The 11,498-nt window shown below is 46.8% G+C and carries 11 protein-coding genes; 7 read left to right on the plus strand and 4 right to left on the minus strand.

The genetic code is table 11. The annotated features are described in order from the left end of the window. Positions 1–105: 105 nt before the first annotated feature. Together nagX and nagP are read left to right on the plus strand one after the other, a co-directional pair. The gene (gene nagX / locus COW15_RS10115; RefSeq protein WP_293632466.1) at positions 106–1,260 is read left to right on the plus strand and encodes a transmembrane glucosamine N-acetyltransferase NagX; all 1,155 of its coding nucleotides are present in this window, start codon (positions 106–108) and stop codon (positions 1,258–1,260) included. Between the two features lie 328 nt (positions 1,261–1,588). Beyond that, a complete protein-coding gene (gene nagP / locus COW15_RS10120) occupies positions 1,589–2,887 on the plus strand; it encodes an N-acetylglucosamine MFS transporter NagP (protein ID WP_293632473.1) in 1,299 nt (432 codons plus the stop codon). Between the two features lie 71 nt (positions 2,888–2,958). Here the strand turns inward: nagP and COW15_RS10125 are convergent, their stop codons facing one another. The 4 genes from COW15_RS10125 to COW15_RS10140 all read right to left on the minus strand — a co-directional run bounded on the left by COW15_RS10125 (position 2,959) and on the right by COW15_RS10140 (position 7,176). Beyond that, a complete protein-coding gene (locus COW15_RS10125) occupies positions 2,959–3,681 on the minus strand; it encodes a TorF family putative porin (RefSeq protein ID WP_293632474.1) in 723 nt (240 codons plus the stop codon). A gap of 174 nt (positions 3,682–3,855) precedes the next feature. Beyond that, positions 3,856–4,221 (minus strand): cupin domain-containing protein, encoded by a 366-nt coding sequence (locus COW15_RS10130; protein ID WP_293632467.1) that lies wholly within the window; start codon positions 4,219–4,221, stop codon positions 3,856–3,858. Between the two features lie 30 nt (positions 4,222–4,251). Then, positions 4,252–5,742: a CoA-acylating methylmalonate-semialdehyde dehydrogenase gene (locus COW15_RS10135; protein WP_293632468.1), complete on the minus strand. Its 1,491-nt coding sequence runs from the start codon at positions 5,740–5,742 to the stop codon at positions 4,252–4,254. Positions 5,743–5,811: 69 nt separating this feature from the next. Beyond that, positions 5,812–7,176 (minus strand): aspartate aminotransferase family protein, encoded by a 1,365-nt coding sequence (locus tag COW15_RS10140; protein ID WP_293632469.1) that lies wholly within the window; start codon positions 7,174–7,176, stop codon positions 5,812–5,814. Between the two features lie 279 nt (positions 7,177–7,455). On the opposite strand from COW15_RS10140, the gene COW15_RS10145 reads away from it, so the two are divergent. From COW15_RS10145 to COW15_RS10160, 5 genes are all read left to right on the plus strand, one after another. Next, complete coding sequence (locus COW15_RS10145) at positions 7,456–8,952, plus strand: aldehyde dehydrogenase (RefSeq protein WP_293632470.1); 1,497 nt, start codon at positions 7,456–7,458, stop codon at positions 8,950–8,952. A 731-nt stretch (positions 8,953–9,683) separates the two neighbouring features. After that, positions 9,684–10,100: a hypothetical protein gene (locus COW15_RS10150; RefSeq protein ID WP_293632471.1), complete on the plus strand. Its 417-nt coding sequence runs from the start codon at positions 9,684–9,686 to the stop codon at positions 10,098–10,100. Between the two features lie 123 nt (positions 10,101–10,223). Further along, the gene (locus COW15_RS20765) at positions 10,224–10,358 is read left to right on the plus strand and encodes a hypothetical protein (RefSeq protein ID WP_363700169.1); all 135 of its coding nucleotides are present in this window, start codon (positions 10,224–10,226) and stop codon (positions 10,356–10,358) included. Between the two features lie 11 nt (positions 10,359–10,369). Beyond that, positions 10,370–10,597, plus strand: a complete 228-nt coding sequence (locus COW15_RS10155) for a DUF2188 domain-containing protein (protein ID WP_082038640.1) — start codon at positions 10,370–10,372, stop codon at positions 10,595–10,597. Between the two features lie 81 nt (positions 10,598–10,678). After that, on the plus strand, positions 10,679–11,434 hold the full coding sequence (locus COW15_RS10160; protein ID WP_293632472.1) for a hypothetical protein: 756 nt from the start codon (positions 10,679–10,681) through the stop codon (positions 11,432–11,434). The last annotated feature ends 64 nt before the right edge of the window (positions 11,435–11,498 follow it).

Below are 11,498 nucleotides of genomic sequence, written 5' to 3' on the forward strand. Positions count from 1 at the left end.
GATGACAGGGGCTAAGTTTTTTTATTGTACAGCACTCATTTTGTACAGCATTAGTTTTGCTCAACTTTACTAAAAGCTTTTAATAACAATAATAAAGGATGATGTATGGACACAACACAGATAAACGCGACTTTGCCAGTAAAAGCGAATAAACCTAGGTTGATGTCGCTGGATGCACTGCGCGGTTTCGATATGTTTTGGATTTTGGGCGGTGAGGCCCTGTTTGGTGGCTTGCTTATTTTAACGGGCTGGGCAGGTTGGCAATGGGGCGATGAACAGATGCACCATAGCCAATGGAACGGCTTTCGGTTTTACGATTTAATCTTCCCGCTGTTTATTTTCCTCTCAGGTGTGGCCTTAGGTTTATCTCCCAAACGTTTAGATCAATTACCTATGAATGAGCGGTTACCTGTGTATCGCCATGGGATTAAACGACTCTTTTTATTGCTGCTACTGGGCATTTTATACAATCACGGTTGGGGAACCGGTGCGCCTGCCGATCCTGAAAAAATTCGCTATGCCAGTGTGTTAGGCCGCATCGCCTTTGCATGGTTCTTTGCCGCATTACTGGTGTGGCACACGAGTCTACGAACCCAAGTTATCGTCGCCTTGGGTATTTTGCTCGGTTACGGCGCAATGCAACTTTGGTTGCCTTTTCCCGGTGGACAGGCGGGTGTGCTTTCGCCAACGGAATCTATCAACGCCTATATCGATTCGATTTTATTGCCTGGCGTCAGCTATCAGGGGCGCACGCCCGATCCTGAAGGTTTATTGTCGACCATCCCCGCCATAGTCAATGCGTTAGCGGGGGTGTTTGTCGGCCACTTTATTGTTAAATCCCATCCTAAAGGTGAGTGGGCTAAAGTGGGATTGCTCGCCGCTGCGGGTGGTGTTTGCTTAGCCTTAGGTTGGCTGTTGGATCTTGTCATTCCGGTTAATAAAGAGCTGTGGACCAGTTCATTTGTGCTGGTGACGTCGGGCTGGAGCATGATCCTACTGGCGCTATTCTATGCCTTAGTCGATGTGCTTAAGTGGCAAAAAGCCGCCTTTTTCTTCGTGGTGATAGGTACCAACGCCATCATTATTTACTTAGCATCGAGCTTAGTGGATTGGAAATATATCGCCCAAAGCGTGTTTGGCGGCTTAGTGCTGGCCTTGCCTGAAAGCGCTCAAGCGTTAGCTGCGGTTATCAGCTTGCTTGCGGTGCAGTGGCTGGTGTTATATTGGATGTATCGCCGCAATATTTTTGTCAGGATTTAGTCTGTTCGCTTAATAGCTTGAGATGAGCCGCACGCACTCAGTGTCTGCGGCTTTTTTTACATTATTTTCTGGATGTGAGTCATCACTTACTTATAACTTATCAGTTGGCCAATCGATGATTACGAGGGAATATTTGCGGGAATTTATTAAATGACAGCGTTGTCTTTTTGTGTTATTTGTTTTAACATCACTGAAACAATGGTGCGTTTGGATGATAACATTAGCCATTGCGGACGAGTCGCGATACGGATATTCGGGAACTTAGGCATTAATGTAAACCCCGTTATCACCTTAATAATTAATTACTATAAGAAGCAGGTTTATGGAAATGACACTCGATAAAAGCCAGCAGAAAAGCAGCTTTCTCCCCATGGCCATAGTGGCCGCGCTCTTTTTCATCCTCGGATTCGCCACTTGGTTGAATGGGTCTTTAATGCCGTATTTGAAACAAATATTGCAACTCAATCCCTTTCAAGCGTCGTTGATCCTGTTTTCTTTTTATATCGCAGTGACCTTTACTGCCTTGCCATCCGCTTGGCTTATCCGCAAAGTCGGTTATAAGAATGGTATGGCGATTGGCATGGGCGTGATGATGCTGGCGGGTTTACTGTTTATCCCCGCCGCGGAAACCCAAATATTTGCCTTATTTCTTTTCGCCCAATTAGTGATGGGCGCGGGCCAAACTCTACTACAAACTGCGGTTAACCCCTATGTGGTGCGTTTAGGCCCTGAAGAATCCGCCGCTGCCCGTGTGAGTGTGATGGGTATTTTGAATAAAGGTGCGGGTGTGATTGCGCCTATGGTGTTCTCTGCACTGATTTTAGACAGTTTTAAAGACCGTATCGGTACTGAGCTGACTCAAATTCAAATTGATGAAATGGCTGACGGTTTAGTATTGCCCTATTTAGGCATGGCGATTTTTATTGGCATTTTGGCGTTAGCGGTGAAGAAGTCACCCTTGCCAGAATTATCCAATGAAGGTGAAGTGGCTGAAAATACCGATAAAGGCCAACTTAAAGCGGCACTGTCTCACCCTAACTTAGCCTTTGGCGTGCTGGCGCTGTTTGTGTATGTGGCGGTGGAAGTGATCGCCGGTGACACTATCGGCACTTTTGCATTATCACTCGGGGTTGAACATTACGGGGTGATGACCTCCTATACCATGGTGTGTATGGTGCTGGGTTATTCTTTAGGTATCCTATTAATTCCTCGCTTTATTTCACAGCCTAAGGCCTTGATGGTGTCGGCCATTTTAGGTTTGCTACTGACATGCGGTATTTTGTTTGGCGACAATAACTCCTACGCTATCGCCAATGTTTTGTTAGTGCCCTTTGGTGGCGTCGCGCTACCTGACACCCTGTTGATGATTGCCTTCCTTGGTTTAGCCAATGCGATTGTTTGGCCTGCAGTATGGCCGCTAGCCTTGTCGGGTATGGGCAAATTGACCAGCACAGGTTCTGCGCTGCTTATCATGGGGATTGCTGGTGGCGCCTTTGGTCCAGTGTCTTGGGGCTTAATGAGTTCGGCGACAGATATGGGTATGCAGGGCGGTTATATGGTGATGTTGCCCTGTTATCTATTCATTCTGTTCTACGCGGTGAAAGGTCATAGGATGCGTCGTTGGTAAAGCCGTTTTGCTCAATAACAAAAAAGCCCTCGTAAACGAGGGCTTCTTATCTGGATATAAATGCTAGAGGATTAGAATGCGTAACTTACGCTGGCGAGTGCGGTATCTGAGTTTTTAAGTACGCCGTCAGAGACCTTTTGATCGCCGCTCAGATCTGTGGCTAACCAAGCAAGTGATAAACCAAAACCAGCTAACTCAGTTGATACGCCGATAGAATAATCCGAATAACTATCAAAGCCTTCACCGTCGTCCAGTGCGTCGCCAACGTTGTAGCCGTAGTGCAGATCGAGACTCCAGTTCTCAACAAATTCATAGGAATAGTTAAGCTCGGCATAGTGATAGTCTAAATCAGTGCCGCCGTAATCATCTGTGTACCAATAGGCAGCGCGAAAGCCTTTATAATCCATGCCAGCCGTGACTTCAAAGTAGCCTATGTCACTCTCGCCCGAGTAGTTATAACGGTTCAGGGTAATGTCGTAGGTCAGATCTTCGTTGATCTCGCCGCCATAGGCGACATAGAAATCATATTCGATATCAGGGCCGTTATAACCTGGCTCATCAAAATCCACGTTACTTGCCCAAGCACCGACAGAGAAACCCGATTCGAAACTCCAATCGATGCCGCCTTGCAGGGCAGGATCGCCCGCCGTTTGTGATATGCCACGGAAACGATAGTCGTTAGTCAGACTAATTTCCCCCGTCACTTCGGCGGCGGCCATGCCGGAGAATAGGGTCGTGGTTAGCGCGAGTCCGACAAGCTGTACCAGCCGTTTTTTATTCAGATTGTTATACACGGTATTTCTCCCATTTTCTTTGTTGACTCGGATGTTACTGGTTGCCATGTGGCGCAGTGCATCCGTTAGTTTGCCAAACAACAGCCTAGGAAAATCCGTTGCTGTGACCTCATGGCGAGTAGTGGCTAAGCTAACTTAGCTATTTTACTGGGGCTCAAATCAGCCCCTTTAGTATTACTTTTGCTCAAAAATGACATAAACCTTACGGCAGGGCTTCACGACTTCCCAAGTGCCTTGAAAACCTGCGGGTATGATAAACCTGTCGCCCACAGTGAACGTCTGCGATTGGCCTTGAAGATCGGTTATTACACTTATCCCTTCGAGGATCTCGCAGTACTCGTATTCAGTGTAGTTTATTTTCCAAGCGCCTGATTCACTTTGCCAAATTCCACTGTGGAATTGATCACAAGGGCTAGAATAATGATTCTCTAACCCTTGAGTTGGATTGCCTGAGAGCAATTTTTCCGCCGGTAACTGGTAGGTTTGGACGGCTGTTTGCGCCGTAGCAAAGCGAATAATGGCGTTGATACTCACAGTCATTTGCGATTTCCTTGTTGAGCCGAAATTCGGCTATTTCATCGTTGGCATCACAAACTCGGCTTGAGTCTGTTTACCCACGGGCCAGCGGGCAGTAATTGCCTTACGTTTGGTATAAAAACGCACGCCATCTGGGCCATGCATATGCAGCGGTCCAAACAATGAGCGCTTCCAACCGCCAAAACTGTGGAACGCCATCGGCACCGGGATCGGCACGTTCACCCCAACCATACCGACTTGCACGTGGTGGCAGAAATGGCGCGCCGCTTCACCGCTTTGAGTGAAAATCGCCGTGCCATTACCAAATTCGTGCTGGTTAATCAGCTCAAGCGCCGTCGGGTAATCTTTTACACGCACAATCGCCAGCACTGGGCCAAAGATTTCTTCGCGGTAGATGCTCATTTCTGGCGTGACATGGTCGAACAAACAGGCGCCGAGGAAATAGCCCTGTGGATTTTCTTCAACACTCAATTTTCGCCCATCGACCAGCAGCGCAGCGCCTTCCTGCACACCGGCTTCAACATATTGGGTGACTTTGGCAAGGTGCTGTTTGGAGATCAGTGGACCCATTTCCATCTCTGGTGTCAGGCCGTTACCGACTTTTAAGCTTTGGATTTGCGGTAGCAGTTTTTCCACTAACGCATCGCCCACATCGCCTACCGCGAGCACGACTGAAATCGCCATACAACGCTCACCAGCACTGCCGTAGGCTGCACCCATTAAGGCGCTAACGGCTTGATCTAAATCTGCATCTGGCATGAGTAACATATGGTTTTTCGCGCCGCCTAAGGCTTGTACGCGTTTGCCATGTTTAGAGGCTGTGCTGTAGATGTATTCGGCAATTGGCGTTGAGCCTACAAAGCTCACCGCTTGCACATCTTTATGGGTGAGTAAGGTATCGACGGCTTCTTTGTCGCCGTTAATGACGTTAAACACGCCATCGGGCAGACCCGCTTCTTTAAGCAATTCGGCAATCCGCATCACCGAGCTTGGGTCTTTTTCCGAGGGTTTCATAATAAAGGTGTTACCGCAGGCAATCGCGATTGGGAACATCCACATGGGAACCATCACAGGGAAGTTAAAGGGCGCTATGCCTGCGACAACACCTAAGGCTTGATTAACTGACCAGGAATCGACGCCGCCACCCACTTGCTGGGTGTGTTCACCCTTAAGCAAGTGCGGAATACCACAGGCAAACTCGACCACTTCGAGACCACGGATCAACTCGCCCTTAGCATCGTCTAACACTTTGCCGTGCTCACGGGTGATAAGCTGCGCCATTTCATCTAGGTGCTGCTCGACTAAGGCTTTGAATTTAAATAGCACTCGAGCGCGGTTGAGCGGTGTCACCTGCGACCAGGTTTCGAAGGCGGTTTTAGCGATAGCGATGGCTTCGCCGACTTCCGCTGCGCTTGCGAGTGAGACTTGACCGCGGCATTCCCCTGTTGCGGGTTCAAAAATATCTTGGCTTCTGGCGCTGGCTGGGGTGTGCTGACCATTAACAAAATGAGTGATCTTGAGCATAATTAACCTTTGCAGTTCCCCGCCGCTGCGGGGTGTTAAATGTGAGGGTGGCGCGAGCCGCTGGTGTTATTACCCAACGGCGTTAATGGCATCGCTTAGGCTATTAACCATTTGGTCAATCTCGCGTTTATCGACGATCAGTGGCGGTGACATGGCAATGATGTCGCCCGTGGCTCGCACTAAAGTGCCGTGGCGGAAGCAGTGTTCAAACACGCCGTAACCCCGTTTACCCGCGCCTTGGGCGTTAGGGGAAAATTGAATCCCAGCGACGAGCCCAGTGTTGCGAATATCAATCACATTCGGTAAGCCTTTGAGGCTGTGCACTGCGTCTTCGAAGTAGCGTTCAAGCTCAAAACTGCGTTCGAATAGTTGTTCATTCTCATAAATCGATAGGGTGGCGAGTGCGGCCGCCGCAGCCACTGGATGACCGGAATAGGTGTAGCCGTGGAAGAACTCAATCAGTTCAGTAGGGCCTTGCATGCAAGTGTCGTGGATAAAATCTTGCACAAACACTGCGCCCATAGGAATCGCACCGTTATTGATGGCTTTAGCCGTGGTGATCATATCAGGGATAACGCCCCAACGCTGGCTCGCAAAGGCGGCTCCAACACGGCCAAAGGCGGTAATAACTTCATCAAAAATCAATAGGATGCCGTACTTTTGAGTGATTTCACGCAGACGTTTTAAGTAACCTTGGGGTGGCAATATCACCCCAGCAGAACCCGACATAGGTTCAACGATAACGGCGGCAATATTCTCGGCGCCATGTAGGGTCACAAGTTGTTCTAATACTTCTGCTTTTTCCGCGCCAAAGGGCGATAGGCCACGGGTAAATGCCGCATTTTGGATATCTAAGGTGTGGGGTAAGTGATCGACCCCTTGCAGTAATTGGCCGCTAAAGGCTTTACGATTATTGCTTAAGCCACCCACAGAAATCCCACCAAAGCCGACGCCGTGGTAGCCCATTTCCCGGCCGATAAAGCGGGTGCGTGAGGCTTGACCGTTCGCCCTATGATAGCAAAGTGCCATCTTAAGTGCGGTATCGACGGACTCAGAGCCAGAGTTAGTAAAGAATACCTTGTTCAATCCCTCAGGGCTTAACTCGGTTAAACGCTCGGCGAGTTCAAAGGCAATGGGATGGCCCATTTGGAAGGAGGGCGCGTAGTCCATCTGTTTAATTTGGTTACTGACAGCTTCGCTAATTTCTCTGCGACCATGGCCAGCGTTACAACACCATAAACCCGCGGTGGCATCTAATACCTTATTGCCATCAATATCCGTGTAATACATGCCTTCTGCCTTGGCGAGTAATCGCGGACTGGCCTTAAACTGGCGGTTGGCGGTAAAGGGCATCCAGAAATGTTCAAGTGAGGGATGCTCAGTTGAAGATTGATGTGAAGCATCACTTGAGGAATTGAGCGGCAAATCGGCCATAGTGTCTACCTTGTCCTGTAGTATCGGATCTTGTCTTAGGGTGGCTAATATTTGCTATGCTATGTTAGAAATAATGAACATGGAAGAGCTGTGTGCAGTTATTTGTGGCAAAAAAGCTATTTTTGTAAAAAATATTGAATTTTATTGCTCAAACAGCGTAATCTGAAGCTCGGATTACGACTGTGATGATGTGTAGCATTTGCACTAATATCGTCACTGGTCACTATTTCTTGTCGATGAACGAAAAACCACATCTATGCGAACTATTAAGAGGTCATCATGAGCACACCGAAGAAACGCAGCGAATGGGAAAGTCTTGCTGCCAGCCTGTCTATTAATGGGAAGGCGTTTATCAATGGCGAATACCAAGATGCCGTTTCGGGTAACACCTTTGATTGTATTAGCCCTATCGATGGCCGCTTGCTGGTAAAAGTGGCGAGTTGCGATCTTGCGGACGCCAATCTTGCGGTCGCCAATGGCCGCAGCGTATTTGAGTCCGGTGTTTGGTCGCAGCAGTCTCCAGTAAAGCGCAAACAAGTGATGATACGTTTCGCCGAGTTACTCGAAGAAAATGCCAATGAACTCGCATTATTAGAAACCCTCGACATGGGTAAACCCATTCGTTTCTCTAAAGCTGTGGATGTGGTGGGCGCCGCCCGTGCGATTCGCTGGTCTGGCGAAGCGATTGATAAAATTTACGATGAACTCGCGCCAACGGCTCACAATGAAATAGGCATGATCACCCGTGAACCTGTGGGTGTTGTCGCTGCGATCGTGCCCTGGAACTTCCCTATGCTGATGGCGTGCTGGAAGCTCGGCCCCGCACTTGCCACGGGCAACAGTGTGGTATTAAAACCCTCTGAGAAGTCACCCTTAACGGCTATCCGTATGGCGCAATTGGCTATCGAAGCTGGGATCCCACAGGGCGTATTAAACGTGTTGCCAGGATTTGGTCATACCGTAGGTAAAGCCTTAGCCTTGCATATGGATGTGGATACGTTGGTGTTCACGGGGTCCACCAAAATCGCAAAACAATTAATGATTTATGCGGGCGAGTCGAACATGAAACGCGTGTGGTTAGAGGCGGGGGGCAAGAGCCCCAATATCGTCTTTAATGACGCGCCAGATCTGAAAGCCGCTGCCGTTGCCGCGGCCGAAGCCATTGCCTTTAACCAAGGTGAAGTCTGCACCGCAGGTTCACGTTTGCTGGTGGAATCAGGGGTGAAAGATGAGCTTATCGCGCTTATTGCAGAGGAGCTAGCCTCATGGCATCCGGGTCATCCACTCGACCCTGCGACTGTGAGCGGCGCCGTTGTCGATAAACAACAGTTAGAAACAGTACTCAGTTATATCAAAGCAGGTAAAGATGAAGGCGCAACCTTAGTCCACGGTGGCAGCCAAGTCATGGCCGACACGGGTGGTGTATATGTGCAGCCAACGGTATTCTCAAACGTAAACAATAAGATGAAAATTGCCAGCGAAGAGATCTTCGGCCCTGTGTTATCTGTTATTGAATTTAATGGCATGGAAGAAGCGATATCAATCGCCAACGATACCATCTACGGTTTAGCCGCTGGCGTGTGGACATCGGATATCAGCAAGGCCCATAAAACCGCTAAAGCCCTGCGTTCTGGCATGGTGTGGATCAACCATTACGATGGCGGCGACATGACAGCGCCGTTCGGTGGCTATAAGCAGTCAGGTAATGGCCGAGATAAATCCCTGCATTCCTTCGACAAATACACAGAGCTGAAAGCGACTTGGATCGTGCTATAAACGCTCTGTTTTTATAGCCGCTCTTTTTTGTCTATATAAGAGAATGAGCCGCTTTCGCTCAATACTAAAACCTCTTTTCATATTACATGGAAAGAGGTTTGTTATTTTTAGGGCGTCTTTACCCCAAGCAAGATCATTGAATCATCAGTTGTGCTGCATTTATTGCCATTGTTTCCCCTTTGACACGCCGCCTCTTTGTTTAACAAAAAGCGTCCCAGAGGGCGCTTCTAAAACATTTATGTTTTAGAAGGTCACTGGTGCAACAATGCCAATCCTCACCAACCCTCTGGCTTTTTGTTAAGCTAAAAAGCTATTGCCCCCAAACGAGTTAACAAGTTGTCGCTAGATCAGTAACTAACGAACTTTCCGGCCTAGAAATTTTCATCGTTACACCCGTGTGATGTAATTCACTATTACCCATCCTATAACGGGATAAGTATACAGTCGTATTCAAATTATAAGGATTTTGAACGATTTTTATTCTGCATTCGTGCGCGTTTCCTCATTTGTGTTTAAGTAAATAGCAATAAAAATTAATTGGTTACGATTTTTGTTAAATAGATAATAGGTTTGAAAAACGCGCATGCGCGTTTTTCTGGGTGGTGTATTTGATAGAAAGCTGATAAGTTCTTTGCATACAAGTAGTTAATTGTGTGCGTTTTCACTGGTCTAACGAGGTAAACAGCGCAGCGCATAAATACTAAGACGTTATGGCTGCAAGAGGATTGAGCATGGATAAAGATAATATCTGTATTCATTGTGGAGGAACTGGGAGAAACATCTCGGGTGGTACCTGTCCAATGTGTGGAGCTAGCGTTAGCATCGGGCGAGGAAAAAAAAGAAGGGAAATCTATGTTTCTGGTTCGGATCATAATGAAGTCTTGTCAGCCGCTAAAGGCCTTTCCGAAAACAATTCACCACACTCTTTTTTCTCGCTACTTGTTAACTGGTCTTTTGTCTTTGGTGTGATTCTAGCCATCTTGGGTGTCATCCTCGTGGCCTTAGGAGCCGTTGGTGAAACTGAATTCTCATTCTTTGGACAAACGTTCAAATCTCAGAATATCGGTATAGCATCTTTTTTCTTAGGCGCAGTTCTAGTGGTGTTGAATGTTCGGCGTATCTTAAATTCCTATGACAAAAAGCCATAAAAAAATCAATCAACTACGCACCTACTGCGCCGGTTATTGAGGCGTTAAACTTCTTGGTATCTTACTGCGTCTCCCTCTCAGTAAGTGCAGTTCCATTTCAAGGGAAATGAATGGAGATGAAATATGTCTACTACAGGAGAAAAACCAGAGAAAGGTGTATACACATGCGATAACTGTGGACAGGTGGTTGTATTGGATGACAATTCCGATACTTTACCGCCTTGTCCAAAATGTCAAGAAACTGAGTACACACCATAGGAGGGAGTGTTATGGGAGGTAAATCTACGCACGTCGTACCAAACCCTGATGGTGGCTGGGACATTAAGCAAAGCGGCGGTCAACGTTCATCTGGTCATTTTGACAGAAAACAGGATGCAGTAGATCGAGCAAGAGAAATTAGCCAAAATCAAAATACGGAGTTGGTTATTCACAACAAGGATGGCCAAATTGGTGGAAAGGATAGCCACGGTAACGACCCGTTTCCACCTAAAGGCTAATAAAAATTTAACAATTCAATCAGCCGACCACTAACGCGTCGGCTGATAGAGGCGTTAGGCTAATTAATCGAGGATGATCTAATGGCATGGTACAAGAATACATTTAGTTGGAGCGTGGTTTTATCGACTATTGCTATAATCTTATCTCAATCTCCCCCCATAAAAGACTGGATCAAACATGATTCCCTTATAATTAAATATGGAGATCGTGTTGGGATAAACAACGCAATAGGACTAACCGGTTATCATGTCACAATAGAGCTAGAAAACAACGGAAATACAACATTACCAATTGAATCAATAAATCTACATGTAGTTGATCCAAGTGCAAATACCAAAATATATTCTGCAGAAACACTATCAACACCGTCGGCCAATGGAAATGTGTTTAACTTGCCTGTTGCATCTCTAGTTTTGGAGCCAGGTCAAAGATGGTCTGGATCGATATTTTTTAATAAAAACATATCGCCAAGTGAAGAGGAAAAGTTTAACTCAATTAGATTAATTGTATCTCAAAATATACAAGAAAAACTGCAAATGCAAACATGGGAGAATTACAATCCTAAGGCGAATATCCCAGCAGACGAAGATGTATACAACCGTGCTGTAGATTTCTTTAATTCAAAGTTTGATCTTGAAAAGGGAATTTACAATGCTTTTGTAGAGGTCTCAATAAGGAATAAACATTCAGTTTCTGAATCGTTTGAGTTTACCTTGTACGAATATCATTTCGAAATGATAAAGGCGCAAGTTGCTGATTATAGATATGGATTTGGAATATACCTGCCTCATCTTCCGAACAAGCAATTTAGTGTAAAGCTTCAGCCTAACAAATAAGGATAGGCCGTGAGGCTGTTCATAATTCTGTGTCAGGTTAATTTCACAGATCGATATGGTTTTC

This window comes from Shewanella sp. CG12_big_fil_rev_8_21_14_0_65_47_15 (assembly GCF_002783505.1).
Taxonomy (GTDB): Bacteria; Pseudomonadota; Gammaproteobacteria; order Enterobacterales; family Shewanellaceae; genus Shewanella.

Excerpts from the sequence above, each read along its gene's own strand:
- COW15_RS10160 (WP_293632472.1), top strand. The coding sequence starts at position 10,679 with ATGGCATGGTACAAGAATACATTTAGTTGGAGCGTGGTTTTATCGACT.
- COW15_RS10155 (WP_082038640.1), top strand. The coding sequence starts at position 10,370 with ATGGGAGGTAAATCTACGCACGTCGTACCAAACCCTGATGGTGGCTGG.
- COW15_RS10140 (WP_293632469.1), bottom strand. The coding sequence starts at position 7,176 with ATGGCCGATTTGCCGCTCAATTCCTCAAGTGATGCTTCACATCAATCT.
- COW15_RS10135 (WP_293632468.1), bottom strand. The coding sequence starts at position 5,742 with ATGCTCAAGATCACTCATTTTGTTAATGGTCAGCACACCCCAGCCAGC.
- nagP (WP_293632473.1), top strand. The coding sequence starts at position 1,589 with ATGACACTCGATAAAAGCCAGCAGAAAAGCAGCTTTCTCCCCATGGCC.
- nagX (WP_293632466.1), top strand. The coding sequence starts at position 106 with ATGGACACAACACAGATAAACGCGACTTTGCCAGTAAAAGCGAATAAA.
- COW15_RS10145 (WP_293632470.1), top strand. The coding sequence starts at position 7,456 with ATGAGCACACCGAAGAAACGCAGCGAATGGGAAAGTCTTGCTGCCAGC.
- COW15_RS10150 (WP_293632471.1), top strand. The coding sequence starts at position 9,684 with ATGGATAAAGATAATATCTGTATTCATTGTGGAGGAACTGGGAGAAAC.
- COW15_RS10130 (WP_293632467.1), bottom strand. The coding sequence starts at position 4,221 with ATGACTGTGAGTATCAACGCCATTATTCGCTTTGCTACGGCGCAAACA.
- COW15_RS20765 (WP_363700169.1), top strand. The coding sequence starts at position 10,224 with ATGTCTACTACAGGAGAAAAACCAGAGAAAGGTGTATACACATGCGAT.